Here is an 18312-nt window from a genome sequence, read left to right as displayed (position 1 = left end):
CTTGGCGGCCTGGGCATGCGGGACGGGCGGTGCCGTCCTCGGGCGTCGTGCCGTGCTGTCGCAGGTGACGACCGTAGGCAGCCGGGCCCGTGCGCCGCGTCGGCCGAAGGACCGGAAGGTCGCACTCCGCTAGACCTAAGGCAAAAGGTGCACACACGTCAATTTACGGTTCAACTAGCCGGAACCGCCGGCGCCGAGCCGCTCCAGGCCGGGGTCGAGGCGTACGCCACCGCCCGTCCGGCCAGGTCCGGCGGCGGACGGACCCGAACGACCCACCATTAACCGGCCTGTCCTCGCGATCTGGGCGAGACTACCCAGGACTGACCAATTCTGCGAGGAGTGAGTGGATATGGGCGGCAGGGAACGCGACCCGCGCGGGGATCAGGGCTACACGGAGGACATGACGGAGGAGACGCTCGCCGCCCGGGAGCAGGAGCGCCAGGAACGCCAGCATCGCCAGGAACGGCAACGCGGCCGGCAGACGGACGAGGGCGGTTCCTACGGCGACCAGGACGACACCGACGGCCCTCAGTGAGGGTGGGAACTCCTCCCGGCGTGGCATCCGCACGGACGGCGTGACGGTGGGAGAGCGACCCCGACGAGAACGGCGAGGGGAACCGCGACATGGGCGGCATCAGCGGAGCGCACATCATCTTCTTCACCCAGGACGCCGAGGCCGACAGGGCCTTCCTCCGTGACGTCCTCGGCTTCCCGGCCGTCGACGCCGGAGGCGGCTGGCTCGTCTTCAGGCTGCCGCCCGCGGAAGTGGCCGTGCACCCGACCGAGAGCGTGCCCAAGCACGAGCTGTATCTGATGTGCGACGACATCGCCTCCCTGCTCGGCGACCTCGACGCGCGGGGCGTCGAGATCACCCGGCCGCCCACCGACCAGGGATGGGGCGTGCTCGCGGCGATCCGCCTCCCGAGCGGCGCCGAACTCCCCCTCTACGAGCCACGGCACCCCACGGCGCTCGCCCTCTGACGCCTCCCGGGGCAACGCTCCACCCCGGACCGCATAATGGGGCGATGCCCGCGCCCTCCTCCCCCAGCCGTTTCCGGGACCCCGGACACGGGAAGCACCACTTCGCCACGGCCGGAAGCGTGCTCGTGCGCTGCCCCAGGTGCGAGCGGCAGGCCCAGGTCGTCACGGCCACCGGTGACGCGGAGGACACCCCGTCCGGCCCGTACGCGTCGCGGCGGCTCGTGTGCCGTCACTGCGGACTGTCACGGCAGCGGAGGCAGGGCGACCGGACCGCGTTCCACTGGGGCGGCACGGCGGTCATGCGCGACCCCTACTTCCACGTACCGCTCTGGCTCCAGACGGACACGCGGCACGGCCGCCTCTGGGCGTACAACCCCGAACACCTCGACCTGTTGCGGCGGTACGTGCGGGCGACGCTGCGCGAACACGACACCTGGTGCGAGCCGTGGCGCAAGATGGGGATCATCGGCCGCCTCCCCGCCTGGATCAAGCAGGCGAAGAACCGTGACGAGGTGCTGCGCGGACTGGACCGTATGCGGGGATCACTCATGAAGTGAGCCGCCGTGCCCACGACCGGCGGGCGCGGGGGGCCGGTCGTCGCCCCTCCGGGCGCTACTCCCCACGCACCGCCGCCAAGGGCAGCGGCTTCGCCATGACGTGTTCCCGCTGCCCGTCAGGCAGCACATCCCCGAGCCGGCCGGTGACCTCGAAGCCGTGCCGACGGTACAGCGCGATCGCGTGCGCGTTGCCGGGCCTGACCGCGAGTTCGAGGACCGCCGCCCGCTCCCGCACGGCCCACCGCTCCACGCCGCGGATCAGCGCGTCCCCCACGCCTCGCCCCCGTGCCCGCTCGCCGACCCACATGGAGATCAGCTCGGCGACGTCGTCCCGCGGACCCGGGACGCCACTCGCCATCCCGGCCGGCCTTCCGTCGAGCAGGGCAAGGAAGTTGCACGAGCCCGCGATGCCCAGCCGGGCCCGCCACCGTTCCTCCCGGTCACCGTCGCCCTGCCATTCCGCGAGCGTGGACCCGAAGGCGTACGGGGCCTCGGCGAGCGCCGCGAGCCTCAGCGCGCGCCACTCGGGCCAGTCGTCCGCTGTCAGCATCCGCAATTCGATCATGCGAGAAGGCTGTCCCACGAGGCCGGGAGCGGCAACCGAGATCCGCCGGCGCCCTCGGATCCGGGGCGTGCCGCGCAGGCCCTCTTCCCCCGCTCGCCTCCGGTGGGGCATGTTCCTTTTCCCTCTTCCCCGTTCCTGGAGGTACCGCTGTGTCCTCGCCTCTCCGTCGCGGCCGCCCCGATCCCGGCCAGGGGGCATGCCCCGACGACGACGCCCACCTGCGGCGGCTCGGCTACCGGCCCGTGCTGTCGCGGCGGATGAGTCCCCGCGGCAACTTCGCCATCAGCTTCAGCGTGATCTCGGTGCTGTCCGGCTGCATGACGCTGTACGGGTTCGGGCTGTCCACCGGCGGACCGGCCGTGATGATCTGGGGCTGGGCCGGCGTCGGCCTGATGGTGATGCTCGTCGGCGGGGCCCTCGCCGAGGTCACCTCCGCCTACCCGACCTCCGGGGCCCTGTACTTCATGGCCGACCGGCTCGGCGGCCGCCGCTGGGGCTGGTACACCGGCTGGCTCAACCTCCTGGGGTTACTCGGGGCGATCGCCGGCATCGACTACGGGGCCGCCCTGTTCACCGGCGCCTTCCTCAATCTCCAGTGGGGCTTCGCCCCCACCCCGGGGTCGGTCATGGTGATCTTCGCCGGCATTCTGCTCCTGCACGCCGTCCTCAACCTGTTCGGAGTGCGGCTGGTCAGCCGGCTCAACAGCGTCAGCGTGTGGTGGCACCTGACAGGCGTCGGCGTCATCGTCGTGGTCCTGGCCGTCGTCCCCGCCCACCACCGGACCGCCGGTTTCGTCTTCGGCCACTTCGCCAACGACACCGGCTGGTCGAGCCCTTGGTACGTGGCCGCCCTCGGCCTGCTCCTCGCCCAGTACACCTTCTCCGGATACGACGCCTCCGCCCATCTGTCGGAGGAGACGCCGGGGGCGGCCGTGGCGGCCGCGCGCGGCATCGTGCGGGCGATCCGGTGGTCGTGGCTGGCCGGCCTGATCCTGCTGGTCGGGCTGACCTTCGCGATCCAGGACTACGCCGGGACGCAGGCCAGTCCGACCGGCGTGCCACCGGCGCAGATCTTCCTCGACGCGCTGGGCGCCTCCGGGGCGAAGGCGCTGCTGCTGATCGTGATCGGTGCCCAGCTCTTCTGCGGCAACGCCGAGGTCGCGGCCACCTCCCGGATGGTGTTCGCCTTCTCCCGCGACGGCGCCCTGCCGGGCTCCCGGCTCTGGCGCCGGGTCCACGCCGGCACCGGCACCCCCCGGGCCGCCGTGTGGCTCTCGGTCGCGGCCGCGGGCGTCCTGGCCCTGCCGTCCCTGTACTCCCCCACCGCGTACGGCGCGGTCACCGCCATCAATGTCATCGGCATCACCCCGGCGTACGCCATTCCCGTGCTCCTGCGCCTGCGCGCCGGTTCGCGGTTCACGCCGGGACCGTGGCATCTGGGCGCGTGGAGCCGGGTGGTGGGCCGGGCCGCCGTCGGCTGGGTGGCCGTGGTCACGGTCCTGTTCTGTCTTCCGCAGAGCTACCCCGTCACGCCCAGGACCTTCAACTACGCGCCCGTGGCCCTGCTCGTGGCCCTGGGCCTGGCCGCCGCGTGGTGGGCCGCCGCCGGCCGCCGCTCGTACGGCACCCCCGCCCCCGTCAGCAGCGCCCCCACGGACGCCGTCGCGAAGGACATCGCGTAAATGCCCGCCATATCCCACCCCGGTTCCCCGGCCCCCGCGGGCGTCCTCACCCCGGAGCGGCTCGCCGGGATGATCGCCTCCGGAGACGTGGAGACCGTCCTGCTCGCGCTCCCCGACCTCCAGGGCCGGCTCAAGGGCAAGCTCCACGACGCCCACCACTACCTCCGGCAGGTCGCCGACCACGGCGCCGAGGCCTGCGCCTACGTCCTGGCCACCGACGTCGACATGCGGCCCGTCCCCGGCTACGCCCTCACCTCCTGGGACGACGGCTACGGCGACCTGCGGCTCGTACCCGACCCGGGCACGGCCCGCCTGCTGCCCTGGCTCCCGCGGACCGCGCTCGTCCTGGCCGACGCCCACCGCATGACCGGCCTCCCCGTGGAGGTCTCGCCCCGGCAGGTGCTGCGCCGCCGGCTCGACGAGCTCGCCGCCCTCGGTCTGAGCGCCAGGGCCGGGCTCGAAGCCGAGTTCTTCCTCTACCGGACGCCCGTGCCCGGCGACGGCACCGGACACGGCCTCGTCCCGGTCTGCGCGCACAACCTGGACTACGCGCTCGACCACCCGCCCGAGCTGATCCGGTACCTGCACACGCTCGCGGGCCGGCTGCGCGAAGCCGGGCTGCCCGTCGAGGCCGTGAAGACCGAAGGGGCGCCCGGCCAGGTCGAGGTGACCTTCCCCTACGGCGACCCGCTCGCCGCGTGCGACGGCCACCTCGTCCTCAAGCACGCCGCTCGCGCCCTCGCCGACGGGGCCGGTCTGGCGGCGACGTTCATGGCGGCGCCGGCCACGGGGCTGGCCAGCGGCCTCCACCTGCATCTCTCCCTGTGGGACGAGGCCCGCCCCGTACTCGTCGACGACGAAGGGGGCCTGTCGCGCACCGGGGAGCAGGCCGTCGCCGGTCTCCTCGCGGCCCTCCCCCACCTCGCGCCTCTCTACGCCCCCACCGTCAACTCCTACCGGCGGTTCAAGCCCGGTTCCTTCGCCCCCACCCACTTCACCTGGGGCCGTGACAACCGCACCTGCGCCGTCCGCGTGACCGGCCACGGCCGGGGGCTGCACCTGGAGATCCGCCTGCCGGGCGCGGACGCCAACCCCTATCTCGCCCTCGCCGCGGCCCTGGCCGCGGCTCTGCACGGCATCCGCGGCTCCCTCACGCCCCCGGCCGCCCTCACCGGTAACGCCTACCGTGCCGGCGCGGACGCCGCCGCGGTCCCGGCCGGCCTCCACGAAGCGCTCCTCGCCTTCGACGACCCTCTCGCCGACGAGGCCCTCACCCCCGAGGTGGCCCGACACTACCGCCACACCGCCCGCACCGAACTCGACGCGTACCGCTACGAAGTCACCGACGCCGAACGACGCCGCGGCTTCACCCGCGCCTAGGCGAAGGGAACCGCCGGATCAGCGGGCGTCCGCCACGGCGGGGCGCGGACCGGCCGGCGTCCCGGACAGGACGAAACCGCGGTATCCGTCGCGCGCGGCGGCGTCGCACTCCGCCCGGTACCGGTCCAGGCCCCCCGTGTAGGCGAGGAACACCCGGGGCTTGCCCGGTACGTTCGCCCCCGTGTACCAGGAGGCCACGTCCGGGTAGAGGGTGCGGGAGGCGAGGTCGGCGACCTGGGCGCACCAGTCCTCCTCGGCGTCCGGGGTGGTGTCGATCTCGGTGATGCCGTTCCGCCACAGGTGGGCGATGCAGTCGGTGATCCACTCCACGTGCTGTTCGATGGACACCACCGCGTTGCTGAGCACCGACGGGCTGAGGGGTCCGATGACGGTGAAGAGGTTCGGGAAGCCGGCCGAGAGCAGGCCCAGGTGGTTCCGGGGGCCGTCGGCCCACTTCTCCTTGAGGGTGGTGCCGCCCTTGCCGACGATGTCCACGGCGACCTGGGAGCCGGTCATGGCGTCGAAGCCGGTGGCGAAGACGATGACGTCGACGGGGTGTTCCCCGTCCGAGGTCGTGACGCCCTTCGGCGTGATTTCGACGATCGGGGTCCTGGTGAGGTCCACGACGTTCACGTGCGGCTTGTTGTAGGTGGCGTAGTAGTCGGTGTCCAGGCAGGGCCGTTTGGTGCCGAAGGGGAAGGTGCGCGGCGAGAGCGTCTCGGCCGTCTCCGGGTCGGTGACGATCGACCGGATCTTGGAGCGGACGAACTCGGAGACGGTCTCGTTGGCGTCCCGGTCGGCGAGGAGGTCGGTGTACGTGCGCAGGAGGCCGCTGAGCAGGCCGGATTCCCAGCCCGCTTCATAGGTGGCCGTGCGCTCCGCCTCGTCGACCTCCAGGGCGGAGCACGTGGGCGGCTCGAAGACGGTGCCGCCCCGGGACTTCCGCTGGGCGGCGCGGAACTCCGGGTAGCGGGCCTTGAACTCGGCGTTCTCCGCCGCGGTCAGCGGCCGGTTCAGGGCCGGCAGCGCGTAGACCGGTGTGCGCTGGAAGACCGTGAGCCCGGCGGCCCGCTCGGCCAGCAGCGGGATGACCTGGACGCCGGAGCAGCCGGTGCCGATCACGGCGACCCGTCTACCGGTGACGTCGACGCCCTCGTGCGGCCAGTCGGCGGTGTGCAGGGCCTGGCCGGCGAAGGTACCGGCGCCGGGTATGTCCGGTTCCTTGACGGCCGACATGCAGCCCGTGGCCAGCACGACGAACCGGGTGGTGACCGTCTCACCGGTGTCGGTGGTCACCTGCCAGACGTGGGCGCCCTCGTCGTACACCGCCCGGGTCACGCGGGTGCGCAGGGTGACGTCCTTGTGCAGGTCGAAGCGGTCGGCGACGTGGTGGAGGTAGCGGAGGATCTCCGGCTGCGTCGCGTAGCGTTCGCTCCACTCCCATTCCTGGTCCAGTTCGGGCGAGAAGGAGTACGAGTAGGACGTGCTCTCGACGTCGCAGCGGGCGCCGGGGTAGCGGTTGCGGTACCAGGTCCCGCCGATGTCCTCGCACGCTTCGAAGACGCGGGTGCGCAGACCCAGTTCGCGCAGCCGGTGCAGCTGGTAGAGGCCGGAGAAGCCGGCCCCGACGACGACGGCGTCGAGCTGCGGGGCGCCGGGGGCGGAAGGTGAGGGAGGCTGGGGGTCGGTGTGCATGCCGTTCTCCTGACAGGTGTCTCTCGCCGGGTGGTACGGGCGGGCGCGCACCGGTGCCGGGCGGTCTCCGGCGCGCGACGCCATACGGGTCCGTCCGGCGAGACCGCCGGTGCCGTTGACCGGCTCCTTCGCGCGCTTCCCGTAGCAGGACATCCTGGTTCACGTCCGGCCTGTTGAGAAGACCCGTCGGCCGGGTGACGAGGGGAGCCGCTTCTTACCGGATTCTTACCGACGCGGGGTCAGGTGGGGCCGGTGCTCCTGGTCGCGGAGGTCCTCGCCCTCACGGCTGGGGAGGCAGCAGGGGCAGTGTGACGTGGCAGCGGGGTGGCCGGGAGCCGGCCGGGTCGAGGGCGTCGCGGACCAGGCGCAGGGTGATGTCGTCGTAGACGGCGTTCGCGTGGTCCACGAGGTCGGTGGGGCACACGTCCTGGGTCACGATGTTGGTGACGTTACGGGCCGGTGGAAGCTGGGCCTCGGCCACGGTGACCAGGCCGTCGGCGCGGGAGATGATCGTGGTGTACTCGACGCCGGGCCGGGTGTGGCCGCCCTCGGCGGCCTCCCGCATGAAGGGCGATCCGGCCGTGAAGTCCGCGCACGCCGCGCAGACCAGGCCTTCGACCTGGGAGAGTCCGGGCGTACGGGCCATGACGGTGAGCACTCCGTGCAGGCGCACACCGCGGCTGACCGGCTCGATGCCGACCATGCGCCCGACCTTGGTGCGGCCGTCCAGGCGGTTGATGTAGTACAACGGCAGCAGGCCGCCCTGGGAGTGACCGACGAGGTCCACGCGCGCCGCCCCGGTCGCCGCGCGCACCCGGTCCACGAAGGCGGCGAGCTGCCGGCCCGATGCGCGCATGGGCCCGAGCTGCTGGAACGGGCTTCCCTCCTGGCCGCCGTAGTGGAAGCCGAAGACGCAGAAGCCGTCGCTCCGCAGTTGCGGTGCGAGCCGTGACCAGGTCGCGTAGACGTTCTCCAGGGTGCCGTTCACCAGGACCACCGGCCGAGGGTGCGCCGGGTCCGGCCGGCAGCCGGGCTCGTTGACGCCTCTCGGGTACGCCTGTGGGTGGGCCACCGAGTACAGCATGGCGGAGGCCCAGTTGTTCTGCACCGGGCCGGTCGGAGGTGGCCCCGGCGCCCGCGCTCCGGCGGGTGCCGGGACGAAGGCCGCCGCCACGCTCAGCAGCCCGGCCGCCGCCAGCCGGATCAGACGAGCCACCCTCATGTCACGCCTCTTCGTCCGCACAAGGGCTATGTGTCACCACGGACCACCGGGACCGAACGGCCGTCACGGGCATTTCACCTGCGGGAGGGACGGCCCGGACGCCGGTGCGAGACGGCGCGGCCGACCGGCGGCACCCGGGCCCTCGCCCCGGCTCCGTCAGCCGGCGCCGCGCCGGAAGCTCGCGCGGTAGTCCCTCGGCCGCCGTCCGGTGTGCTTGGCGAAGAGGGCGGCGAAGGTCCCGGAGTCCCGGTACCCGACCGCCGTGGAGATGCTGGCGACGGTCCGGTCCGTGGTCTCCAGGAGGTGACGGGCGCGCCGCACGCGCGAGGACTGGAGGTATTCGAGCGGACTGCGGCCCGTCTCGTCCGCGAAGCGGCGCAGCAGCGTCCGTGTGCTGACGTTGAAGGTGTCCGACAGCGCGGCGAGGTCGTACCGGGCGGCGAGGTTCTGGTCGAGGCGCCGCATGACCCTGCGGGAGAACTCGTTCCCCGGTTGCGGGAGAAGCCGCGCGTCGACGTACGGAGCCTGGGACGAGCGCGCGTCGTCGACGAGCGCCACCCGCGCGGTCGTCCTCGCCACGCCGGCCCCGCTGTGCCGGCGGATCAGTTCCAGCGCGAAGTCGTACATGGCGCTGAAGGCCGCCGTCGTCGTCACCCCCCGGTCGGTGACGACCAGGCACTCGGGCCGGACGTCCGCCTCGGGGCAGCGCCGGGCCAGTTCGTCCGCGAAGAGCCATGACGTCGTGGCCCGGCGGCGGTCGAGGAGCCCCGCTCCGGCGAGCAGGAACGCGCCGACGCAGAGGGAGACGACCGCCGTGCCCGCGGCGGCGTGCGCGCGGATCGCCGCGATCTCCGGGGCGAGGTGCGCGAGTTTCTCGTCCATGTCGAGTCCCGGCAGGAGCTCGAACCCCGGCACGACGAGGACGTCGACCTCGCGCAGCGGGGCGACGGCGATCGCCGCGCCGCCGGAGGCGGTGACGCGGAGGCGGGGCGAGACGACCGACACCTCGTATCCGGCGTGCTCCGGGCCGGCGACGTGCGTGGCCATCGTCAGGAGGTCGGGTATCCCGTACACCTCGGACGCGAAGCAGCCCGGATAGGCCAGGACACCGACCCGCAGCGCGCTCACGCTCGCCTCCTCACCGTCAACTCCCCATGGCGAGATTACCCTTGCACGTGGCGATCCGGCCCGTCCCCTTGTGCGGCACACCGGTTCACGCTGTCACCCATGAGTGCTGACAGCAGGTGTTCCGACGACGCGATCACGGATTTCTCCCGCCGGCTCGTGGAGGTGGACGGGGTGGCGAAGACGGTGTACGTCGCGGGTTCCGGGCCGGCCGTCGTACTGATGCCGGAGATGCCCGGCATCAGTCCTGACGTCCTCCGCCTGGCGCGGTGGGTGCGGGACGCGGGCTTCACCGTCCACGTCCCCTCGCTGTTCGGGTCCGACGGCGCCTGGCCCACGGCCGAGGGCGGGAAGGAGGTCGTCCGCCGCGCGTGCGTCAGCGCGGAGTTCCGCGCGTTCGCCGGGGGTGGCACCAGCCCCGTCACCGCCTGGCTGCGCGGGCTCGCGCGCCGGGCGCACGCCGCATGCGGCGGTCCGGGAGTCGGCGCGATCGGGCTGTGCTTCACCGGCAACTTCGCGCTGACCATGGCGGTCGAACCCGCCGTCATCGCCCCGGTGGTCAACCATCCGTCGCTGCCGCTGGACGACGACACCGCGATCGAGCTCGGCGACGAGGACGCGCGCGCGGTCCGGGACCGCGTCACGCGCGACGGGCTGAAGGTCCTCGCCTACCGCTTCGACGACGACCGCTGGTGCACCGGCCGGCGCTTCGCCGCCTACCGGGCGCTCCTCGGCGACGCCTTCGACGGCCGTGTCCTCCCGGGGAGTTCCGCCAACCCCGCGCCGCCGCCGTTCTTCCGTGACGTGGTGGCGTCCCCGCACAGCGTCGTCACCGCCCACTTCGTCGACGAGGAGGGGCACCCCACGCGGAAGGCCAGGGACGAGATCCTCGCCTTCCTGACGGACCGCTTGATCCGCTCCGCACGCCCGGCGGGCTGACGGCCGCCGCGCCCCGGCGGCGGCGTCGTGATCGAGCACGCCGACGCCCGGGGCGGCCAGGGGGCCGGCCGAGGGCGGCGGGTCACCGATGGGCCGGCGCGGTGGCCGACAGCGCGTCCCAGTCCTGGCCGGCGGCCCAGTCGGCGAAGGTGTGCCAGCCGACCTCGGGGTAGTCGCGGCGCAGTCCGGCGACGTCGACGTCGAGGCCGTGGGTGGTGAAGTACGCGAACATGGCCGCCAGGTCGGTGGACCAGTTCTGCACCTGCTCCAGAGGCACCTCCTGGTGGGCGACCGGACGGCCGAGGGCCGCCGTGAGGGTCTCCGCGATCCGGCCAGGGGTGAGTGTGTCGGAGGCGATGTCGATGCGCCGGCCGGTGAACTCGTCGCGGCGCAGGAGGACCAGGGCGGCGAAGGCGCCGATGTCGGCGGCGGGTATGAGGGTGAGCGGCAGGTGGGCGGGCATGGGCCAGGCGAAGGTGCCGTCGCGCAGCCCGTCGAGGGTCCAGCCGCCCGCGTAGTTGTCCATGAAGGCCGCCGGAGCGATCACCGTCCAGGGCACGCCGGCCTCGCGCAGGTGCCGCTCGATCAGGTGCTTGCTCTCGTAGTGCGGGATACCGGTGCCGCGGTCGGCGTGGGCGGCGGAGGTGAACACGACGTGCCCGAGGCGGGCGGCCGCCGCGGCGTCGACGAGGGTCCTGCCCTGCCGGGTCTCGGTGGCGGTGTCGGTGCCGAACGGGGTGGTGACGGCGAAGAGCGAGTCCGCGCCGGTGAGGGCGGCACGGAGCGAGGGGGCGTCGTCGAGGTCGGCGTGGCGCACGTCGGCCCCGAGGCGGCGCAGGGCGTCGGCGGCGGGGGATTTTGGACGGCGCGTGAGGGCGCGCACCCGGTGGCCGGCGGCGAGCAGGGCGCGGGCGGTGGCCCCGCCCTGGGCTCCGGTGGCCCCGGTGACGGCGACGGTGACGGTGAGCATGGTTCTCCCAAGGGATAGAATGACTGCGTGACGCAGTTAATGCGTCACACAGAAGACTAGGAGATTTCGCTGCGCCGCGCAGCGATTGGGAGTGTGATCCACGTGACAGACCCGCGCCGGGCCCGGCTCCACGAGGAGCTGGCGAAGGAGTCCCGCCGCCACCTGGCGGCGTACGTACTGTTCAACCAGGCCGTCGCCGATCACCTCGGACTGCACCCGACGGACGTACAGGCCCTGAGCCTGCTGACGGCCGGAGCCGAGCCGCTCACCGTCCGGCAGCTCGCCGACATGACGGGCCTGACCACGGGCTCGGCCACCCGGCTCGTCGACCGGCTCGAACGAGGGGGCTACGTCACCCGCACGCCCGACCGGCGCGACCGCCGCCGGGTGCTCGTCACCCCGGTGCCCGAGCGCATCGCCCGGGTCACCGCCGTGTGGGACGACCTCGGCCAGGGCTGGCAGGCCCTCCTCGACAGCCACACCGAGGACGAACTCGAAGTCATCACCCGCCACATGCGTCAGGCGCACGACCTCAGCCACGCCCAGATGCGACTCCTGCGGTCCCGGCCGAAGCCGGAATGAGGACGAACCCGGCGCGCGGCCACGGCTCCACGTCACCCGGCGGCCGGACCGGTCGCCCGTAGGGGTGACCGACCCCGGCCGTACGCCCTGCGCACCGGCCACCGCTGCCAAGATCACCCGGCGAGAGTGATCCAATTCGAGAGGGAGCGGCATGAACTCTGTGGGTGCGAAGGTGCGTTGGCTGCTGCGTACGGCCGTGAGCGCGGTCTGCGTCGGGGTGGTCACCGTCGGCGCGACGCCGACGGCGTCCGCCGGTGCGAACGGGTGCAACCACCGCACGTGCATCTCCGTCGAGGGCAGCGGGCTGCGCGTCGAGACGGTGTCCGCGTCGACCACCTGGAACGGCGACTTCACCGGGCACTTCCACATCTGGGGCGGCGGCATCGACCGCAACAGCGCGACGCAGTTCTGGGGCTACCACCAGAAGTTCTCCGTGCCCGTCCACCGCGACCTCCCCAACCGCGCGGTGCTCTGCGCCGAAGGCTGGGAGCACGTCAACGGACACCTGGAGTCGCGCGGCCGCGCCTGCGAGGAGGTCCGCTTCTGACACCTGCCGCGACGGCCCCGGATCGGCGTGATCCCGACCCCTGGCACGCGGCCGCTCCGCCGATAGACTCGACTTCCGTACGGCTGGTGCGGATCGGCGGAGCGGGCCGGGGGTCGGGATGGCCGACGAGGTGTTCGAGGCGGTCGCCGCCTGCGTGGTGGACGTGCTCCAGGTACCGGCCGGGAAAGTGGTCCGGGAAGCCGTCTTCACCGAGGATCTGGGGGCGACCAGCCTGACGCTCGTCGAGGTCGTCATGGCCCTGGAGGAAGCGTTCGGCATCGACGTGCCCGAGCCGGACGTGGAAGCGGTACGCACCGTGGGCGACGCCTGCGACCTGGTGCGCAGGCTCTCGTGAGGACCGATCGGCGGCGGACGGCGGGACGGCGCCGGGTCGTGGTGACCGGCCTGGGAGTCGTGCTGTCCCCGGGCACGGGCACCGACGCCCTGTGGCGGGCGCTGCTCGGCCCGCCGCCGGAAGGACACCGGGCGGTGGCCGACTGGGATCCCTCGCCGTGGCTGGGCCAGGCCGAGGCGCGGCACACCGACCGCTTCACGCAATTCGCCGTGGCCGCGGCGGAATCGGCCGTCGCGGACGCGGGGCACCCGCGTACGGCGCCGGACGCCGCGGGTGTCGTCCTGGGCACCGCGCTCGCCGGAGTGGGCACCCTGGAGCGGCAGGCGCTCGTGCGGTCCGAGCGGGGCGACAAGCGGGTGTCACCGTTCACGGTCCCCATGATCATGCCCAACGCGGCGGCCGCCGCCCTGTCCCAGCGCCTGGCCCGGCGCGGGCCGTGCCGGACCGTCACCACGGCGTGCGCGGCAGGCACCGACGCCATCGGCTCGGCGGCGCGGCTGATCGCCGGCGGCGTGTGCGACAGCGTGCTCACCGGTGGCACCGAAGCCGCCCTGAGCGACACGGTCGTGGCCGCCTTCCGCAACATGCGCGCGCTGTCGTCGGCCGGCCGCACCCGGCCGTTCGACGCCGGGCGGGACGGCTTCGTCATCGCGGAGGGCGCCGCCGTGCTGCTGCTGGAGGCGTACGGGACCGCGGCGGAGCGCGGGGCCCGTGTGTACGCGGAGGTCCTGGGTCACGCGAGCACGGCCGACGCGCACGACATCACCCTGCCGCTCCCGGACGGTTCCGCGGCGGCGCGGTGCATGCGCCTCGCCCTGCGCGACGCCGGGCTGGAGCCCACCGCCGTCGGGCAGGTGAGCGCGCACGGGACGGGCACGCGGCACGGCGACCTCGCGGAGGCACGGGCGCTGACAGCGGTGTTCGGTCCCGACGGACCACCGGTCACCTCCGCCAAGGGGGTCACGGGACACGCCTTCGGCGCGAGCGGGGCGATCGAGGCCGTCGCCGCGGTCCTGTCCATGGCGCACGGGCTGATCCCACCGGTGGCGGGCCTGGCGACGGAGGACGCCGGGCTCGGCGGCTCCCTGGACCTGGTGCGGGACGCGCCGCGCGCCTGGACGGCGGGCCCGGTGCTGTCCAACTCCTTCGGATTCGGCGGCCACAACGGTTGTCTGGTGCTGGGTCCGCCCATCACCTGACGACGGAGGGAGCGCGACCATGCGGGAACAGGCGCCCGGCGACGAACGGCACGGGCCGGAGGCCGCGTGGGCCTGGCTCGACGACACCGCGCGGCGCAGGGAGCGGGCCGGGCTGCGCCGTACGGCCCGCCCGCGCGACCCCGCCCCGGCGGGCATCAACCTCTCCGGGAACGACTACCTGGGGCTGGCCCGGCACCCCGAGGTGTGTGCCGCCGCCGCGGACGCGGCCTCGGTCTGGGGCGGCGGCTCCACCGGCTCCCGGCTCGTCACCGGGACCACACGGCTGCACGAGGAACTGGAGCGGGAACTGGCCGCGTTCGCCGGGACGGAGGCGGCGCTGGTGTTCTCCTCCGGATACCTGGCCAACCTCGGTGCGCTGACGTCGCTGTGCCGGCCGGGGAGCCTGATGGTGATGGACGGCCACGCCCATGCCTCCCTCATCGACGGCGGCCGGATGGCGGGGGCCGACATGGCCGAGTTCGCGCACGGCGACCTCCCGGCCGTGGCGAAGGCGCTGTCGGAGCGGCGGCAGCGACGGGCGGTGGTGGTCACCGAGTCGGTGTTCTCCGTCGACGGCGACCTCGCGGACCTCGCCGGCCTGCACGACGTCTGCCGACGGCACGGCGCGGCCCTGCTGGTGGACGAGGCGCACGCGCTGGGCGTGCTCGGCGACCGCGGCCAGGGCGCGCTCGCCGCCGCCGGGCTGGCCGGGGCGCCGGACGTCGTGATGACGACGACCTTGTCGAAGGCGCTGGGCGGGCAGGGCGGCGCGGTGCTCGGGCCGCGCCGCGTCGTGGAGCACGTGCTCAACGACGCGCGGAGCTTCCTGTTCGACACCGGTTTGGCACCCGCCTGCGCGGGCGGGGCGCTGGCCGCGCTGCGGCTGCTCGGGCGGGAGCCCGGCCGAGCGGCCCGGGTGCGGGAGGTGGCGGCCCGCATGCGCGACGGGCTGGCGGCCGCCGGGCTCCCGGTGAGCCCGGCGGAGGCGGCGGTGGTCTCCGTACGGGCGGAATCGGCGCGGGCGGCCGTCGCCTGGCAGGAGGCCTGCCGGGCGGCGGGCGTGGAGGTGAGCTGTTTCCGGCCGCCGTCGGTACCGGACCGTTTCTCCCGTCTGCGGCTGACGGCCCGCGCGGACCACACGGACGCGGAGGTGGAGCGAGCCGTCGAGGTGATCGTCGCGTGCCGGCCCGGCTGAGCGGGCACGGCGGTGACACCCGGCCGGGCGGCTCGCGCGCGGACCGGCCGGCGGCCTCCGGCGAAGCGTCACACGCCGGCCCGGCGTCAGAAGCGGACCGGCCGGCCCGGCTGCCGGCAGGGCGGCGCTCCGCCCCCGGGCGCGGTCAGCAGGCTCGGTGGACGGACGGTGACCGCGGCGCCCACGACGCCGTCCGCCACCCGTCCCTCGCCCCGTCCGTCCGTCCAGTCCGTGACCGCCCACCCCTGCCACCACGACCGGCGCACCAGCGCCCCGCCGCCGGGGTCGTCCAGCGGAAGCTCGGACAGATCCACGCGGCGCAGGCCCCCGAGGCGGGCCCGGCCCGCCTTGATCAGTGCCTCCTTGCGTACCCACTGGCGCAGGAACGCCGCCGGTGGGCACGGCGCGTGGGTGACGGCGGCCGCCTCGGCGCGGGTGAGCGACCGCGCGGCCGCCCGCCGCCACCCCGGGCCCGGTGGCAGCCGTTCGACGTCCACACCGACGGGCTGCCAGGAGGCGGCCGCCGCCACGTATCCGGAGCAGTGCGCCAGCGTCACGTACAGCCGGGGCTCCTGACGCAGCGCCGGCCGGCCGTGCGGTCCCTGGCAGCGTTCGCAGTGCTGGACGACGTCCAGGCCGTGGGCGGGGGCGCCGAGGAACGTGGCCGCGCACCGGCGGATCAGGAGATGGGCCGCGGTGAAGTCCCGCCGGGCGGCGGGCGCGAGGCGGGCGGCCCGGTCCCGCTCCTGGGGTGACAGGATCCGTGCGGGCCGGTCGTACGCGGTCAGGATGTGTGCCGACCGTCCGTGCAGCACCAGGGCGGCCCCACGCCCCTCCCCCTCGTCCGGTGCGGCGGTGAGCGGCGTGGTCAACCGGCGTCCAGGCGGACCGTCACCCGCGTGGGCGCCCGGAAGGACAGCAGCCCCAGGAGCGGTTCCTCGGAGGCCGGGCGGGCGAGCCGGAGCGCGGGGCACCGGCGGGAGACCGTGCGCAGCACCACGCGCGCCTCCATGCGGGCCAGTGCCGCGCCCGGGCACCGGTGGCGGCCGATGCCGAAGGACAGGTGGTCGCGGGCGCGCGGGCGGCCGGGGCGCAGGGCGTCCGGTGCGTCGAAGACGCGGGGGTCGGAGCCGGTCGCGGCGAGCATGAGCAGCAGCGGGGCGCCGGCGGGCAGGTCGGTGTCCCCGATCCTGACCGGGGTGGCGGTGACGCGGCGCCAGGCGGTCAGGGGCGGTTCGCGGCGCAGCATCTCCTCGGCCCAGGCCCGGGCGAGTCCGGGTTCCCTCCCGAGGCGTGGCCACAGGGCGGTGTCGTCCAGGGCGCGCCGGAGCATCGTGGCGAGCATCTGCCCGGTGGTCGCCTGCCCCGCGATGATCATGAAGTAGCAGACGGCGACGATCTCCTGGCGGCCGAGCGGGGTGCCGTCGGGGTGCCGGTGGGCGGCCAGCAGTCCGAGGAGGCCGGGTCGGCCGGGCGCCGCGCGGTCGGCGAGGCCGCCCAGCCAGGTGAAGAAGTCGGCCGCGAGACGGGCGAGGGCGGGCTGGCGGGCGCGGGGCGGGAGGCCCCAGAAGAGTTCGAGCGAGGCGTCGTTCCACCGTGCGAGGGTGGCGAGGTCGACGCCGGTGTCGGCCTCGACGTCGGCGCGCAGGCCGAGGATGTCGAGCATGACGGCGAACGGCAGGTCGCGGGTGAGCGTGGCGACCAGGTCGCAGTGCCCGTCGGCGGCGAGCGCGGCCTCCACCCCGTCCAGGTGCCGGTGGGTGAGGCGCTCCACGAGCGGCACGGCGGCCGCGACCCGGGCGCCCGAGAGCAGGCCGCTGACCAGGCGGCGCAGCCCGGCGTGCCGGTCGGTGCCGTTGTTCGCCAGGGTGGGCGGCAGGGCGAAGCGCGCGGCCGCCAGGTGGCGCAGGGCGGGCACGGACATGCGTACGACGGCGTCGAGGGTGTTGTCGGGCAAGAAGCGGTCCGGGTCGAGCAGGACGCGGCGTACGTCGCGGTACCCGCTCACCAGCCAGAGTCCGGTGACGGGGTCGCGGTGGACCGGCGCGGTGTGCTGGAGGCGGGCGAAGGCGGGCCAGGGATCGGCGATGAAGTCCGCCGAGAACAGGTCCGCCACGGGACAGCCGCCGGTGTGCTCTCCCGTGGCCGTTCGCTCTCCGCCCGTCCGTTCCATGCCTTGAGGGTTCCCGCCCGGCGCGGTTTCAGGCGTTGGGCGGCAGGACCGTGCCCGCGCCGCGCTTGCGGGGCGTCACGACGTCGTCGCGGTGTTCCGGCATGGTGACCTCGTCCACCCCTTCGACCCGGAAGCCCGCGTCGCGGATCATCTCCAGGTCGGCGGCGCCCGGCTGGCCCTCGCTGGTGAGGTAGTCGCCGAGGAAGACCGAGTTGGCGATGTGCAGGGCGAGGGGTTGCAGGGTGCGCAGGTGGATCTCGCGGCCGCCGCCGACGCGCACCTCGACGTCCGGGCAGACGAAGCGGACCATGGCCAGGATGCGCAGGCAGCGCTGCGGCGTGAGGGTCCACTCCTTCGCGAGCGGGGTGCCTTCGAAGGGCATGAGGAAATTGACCGGTACGGAGTCCGGGTCGAGCGCGCGCAGCGACAGGGCGACGTCCACCAGGTCCTCGTCGCTCTCGCCCATGCCGGCGATGAGGCCGGAGCAGGGGGAGAGCCCGGCGGCGCGGGCCTGGTCCACGGTCCCGACACGGTCCTCGTAGGTGTGGGTGGTGCAGATGTCGGCGTAGCGTTCGCCGGCGGTGTTCAGGTTGTGGTTGTAGGCGTCCGCGCCGGCGTCGCACAGCCGCGTGGCCTGCCCTTGGGAGAGCAGCCCGAGGCAGGCGCAGATCTCCACGCCGGGGCTCTCCTGGCGGATGGCCGAGATGGTGTCGGCGACGCGGTGGATGTCGCGGTCGGTGGGGCCGCGGCCGCTGGCCACGAGGCAGACCCGCTTGGCGCCGGCGGCCACGCCCGCGGCGGCGGCCTTCGCCGCCTCCTCGGGCTTGAGCCAGGTGTACTTGAGGACGTCGGCCTGGGAACCGAGGCGCTGCGAGCAGTAGGTGCAGTCCTCGGGACACAGCCCGCTCTTGAGGTTCACCAGGAAGTTGAGCTTGACGCGGAGCCCGAAGTAGTGGCGGCGGACCCGGGACGCGGCGGCGACGACGTCGAGGATGTCGCCGTCCCCGGTCCGCAGGACGGCCAGGGCCTCCTCACGGGTGGGGACCTCACGCCGCAGGGCCTTGTCGACCAGAGTGTCGAGTGTGCCGGGACCGTGCATGGGAGACGGACCTCTCTGAGTGGTTCGTGGGGGTGAGCGGGTGGCC

Annotated in this window: 19 protein-coding genes; 11 read left to right on the top strand and 8 right to left on the bottom strand. The window is 74.0% G+C overall.

Translation table 11 applies throughout. The features are described from left to right. Window positions 1-349 precede the first annotated feature (349 nt). The 3 genes from SMD11_RS32720 (at window position 350) to SMD11_RS32710 (ending at window position 1538) form a co-directional block, all read left to right on the top strand. A complete protein-coding gene (locus SMD11_RS32720; RefSeq protein WP_087929878.1) occupies window positions 350-535 on the top strand; it encodes a hypothetical protein in 186 nt (61 codons plus the stop codon). Window positions 536-624: 89 nt separating this feature from the next. Further along, window positions 625-981 (top strand): VOC family protein, encoded by a 357-nt coding sequence (locus SMD11_RS32715; RefSeq protein WP_087929877.1) that lies wholly within the window; start codon window positions 625-627, stop codon window positions 979-981. A gap of 44 nt (window positions 982-1025) precedes the next feature. Next, window positions 1026-1538, top strand: a complete 513-nt coding sequence (locus SMD11_RS32710) for a hypothetical protein (RefSeq protein ID WP_087929876.1) — start codon at window positions 1026-1028, stop codon at window positions 1536-1538. Window positions 1539-1593: 55 nt separating this feature from the next. Here SMD11_RS32710 and SMD11_RS32705 read toward each other — a convergent pair whose 3' ends face one another. Beyond that, window positions 1594-2103: a GNAT family N-acetyltransferase gene (locus SMD11_RS32705; protein ID WP_087929875.1), complete on the bottom strand. Its 510-nt coding sequence runs from the start codon at window positions 2101-2103 to the stop codon at window positions 1594-1596. A gap of 149 nt (window positions 2104-2252) precedes the next feature. On the opposite strand from SMD11_RS32705, the gene SMD11_RS32700 reads away from it, so the two are divergent. Further along, entirely contained in the window at window positions 2253-3785 is a 1533-nt protein-coding gene (locus SMD11_RS32700) for an amino acid permease (protein ID WP_234366282.1), read from the top strand. After that, complete coding sequence (locus tag SMD11_RS32695; RefSeq protein ID WP_087929874.1) at window positions 3786-5165, top strand: glutamine synthetase family protein; 1380 nt, start codon at window positions 3786-3788, stop codon at window positions 5163-5165. An 18-nt stretch (window positions 5166-5183) separates the two neighbouring features. Here SMD11_RS32695 and SMD11_RS32690 read toward each other — a convergent pair whose 3' ends face one another. The 3 genes from SMD11_RS32690 to SMD11_RS32680 form a co-directional block, all read right to left on the bottom strand. Beyond that, window positions 5184-6860: a flavin-containing monooxygenase gene (locus tag SMD11_RS32690; protein WP_087930877.1), complete on the bottom strand. Its 1677-nt coding sequence runs from the start codon at window positions 6858-6860 to the stop codon at window positions 5184-5186. A gap of 280 nt (window positions 6861-7140) precedes the next feature. After that, window positions 7141-8082 carry an esterase/lipase family protein gene (locus SMD11_RS32685; RefSeq protein WP_087929873.1) on the bottom strand — a complete coding sequence of 314 codons (942 nt, stop codon included), beginning with the start codon at window positions 8080-8082 and terminating at the stop codon, window positions 7141-7143. A gap of 156 nt (window positions 8083-8238) precedes the next feature. Beyond that, window positions 8239-9210 (bottom strand): GlxA family transcriptional regulator, encoded by a 972-nt coding sequence (locus tag SMD11_RS32680; RefSeq protein WP_087929872.1) that lies wholly within the window; start codon window positions 9208-9210, stop codon window positions 8239-8241. A 99-nt stretch (window positions 9211-9309) separates the two neighbouring features. Between SMD11_RS32680 and SMD11_RS32675 the strand changes: the two genes are divergently transcribed. After that, complete coding sequence (locus SMD11_RS32675; RefSeq protein WP_087929871.1) at window positions 9310-10146, top strand: dienelactone hydrolase family protein; 837 nt, start codon at window positions 9310-9312, stop codon at window positions 10144-10146. 82 nt (window positions 10147-10228) lie between these two features. Here SMD11_RS32675 and SMD11_RS32670 read toward each other — a convergent pair whose 3' ends face one another. After that, on the bottom strand, window positions 10229-11116 hold the full coding sequence (locus tag SMD11_RS32670) for an NmrA/HSCARG family protein (RefSeq protein WP_087929870.1): 888 nt from the start codon (window positions 11114-11116) through the stop codon (window positions 10229-10231). Between the two features lie 93 nt (window positions 11117-11209). Here SMD11_RS32670 and SMD11_RS32665 point away from each other — a divergent pair, with 93 nt between their 5' ends. The 5 genes from SMD11_RS32665 to SMD11_RS32645 all read left to right on the top strand — a co-directional run bounded on the left by SMD11_RS32665 (window position 11210) and on the right by SMD11_RS32645 (window position 14994). After that, window positions 11210-11698 carry a MarR family winged helix-turn-helix transcriptional regulator gene (locus SMD11_RS32665; protein WP_087929869.1) on the top strand — a complete coding sequence of 163 codons (489 nt, stop codon included), beginning with the start codon at window positions 11210-11212 and terminating at the stop codon, window positions 11696-11698. A gap of 151 nt (window positions 11699-11849) precedes the next feature. Continuing rightward, on the top strand, window positions 11850-12245 hold the full coding sequence (locus SMD11_RS32660) for a hypothetical protein (protein WP_159395431.1): 396 nt from the start codon (window positions 11850-11852) through the stop codon (window positions 12243-12245). A 118-nt stretch (window positions 12246-12363) separates the two neighbouring features. After that, window positions 12364-12600, top strand: a complete 237-nt coding sequence (gene acpP, locus SMD11_RS32655) for an acyl carrier protein (protein ID WP_087929867.1) — start codon at window positions 12364-12366, stop codon at window positions 12598-12600. Then, window positions 12597-13799, top strand: coding sequence for a beta-ketoacyl-[acyl-carrier-protein] synthase family protein (locus SMD11_RS32650; RefSeq protein ID WP_087929866.1), 1203 nt, complete (start codon window positions 12597-12599; stop codon window positions 13797-13799). The genes acpP and SMD11_RS32650 overlap by 4 nt, the downstream gene beginning before the upstream one ends. A 19-nt stretch (window positions 13800-13818) precedes the next feature. Then, the gene (locus SMD11_RS32645; protein WP_087929865.1) at window positions 13819-14994 is read left to right on the top strand and encodes an 8-amino-7-oxononanoate synthase; all 1176 of its coding nucleotides are present in this window, start codon (window positions 13819-13821) and stop codon (window positions 14992-14994) included. An 86-nt stretch (window positions 14995-15080) separates the two neighbouring features. Here SMD11_RS32645 and SMD11_RS32640 read toward each other — a convergent pair whose 3' ends face one another. From SMD11_RS32640 to bioB, 3 genes are read right to left on the bottom strand one after another with little or no spacing between them, the layout of a single operon-like run. After that, a complete protein-coding gene (locus SMD11_RS32640) occupies window positions 15081-15866 on the bottom strand; it encodes a 4'-phosphopantetheinyl transferase family protein (RefSeq protein ID WP_159395430.1) in 786 nt (261 codons plus the stop codon). After that, window positions 15863-17167 (bottom strand): cytochrome P450, encoded by a 1305-nt coding sequence (locus SMD11_RS32635; RefSeq protein ID WP_087929863.1) that lies wholly within the window; start codon window positions 17165-17167, stop codon window positions 15863-15865. Before SMD11_RS32635 ends, SMD11_RS32640 begins: the two co-directional genes overlap by 4 nt. Window positions 17168-17195: 28 nt before the next feature. Further along, entirely contained in the window at window positions 17196-18266 is a 1071-nt protein-coding gene (bioB, locus tag SMD11_RS32630) for a biotin synthase BioB (RefSeq protein ID WP_087929862.1), read from the bottom strand. Window positions 18267-18312 lie beyond the last annotated feature (46 nt).

This window comes from Streptomyces albireticuli, from assembly GCF_002192455.1.
GTDB classification, from domain to species: Bacteria; Actinomycetota; Actinomycetes; order Streptomycetales; family Streptomycetaceae; genus Streptomyces; species Streptomyces albireticuli_B.
This window is presented reverse-complemented; position numbering and strand designations above follow the sequence as displayed.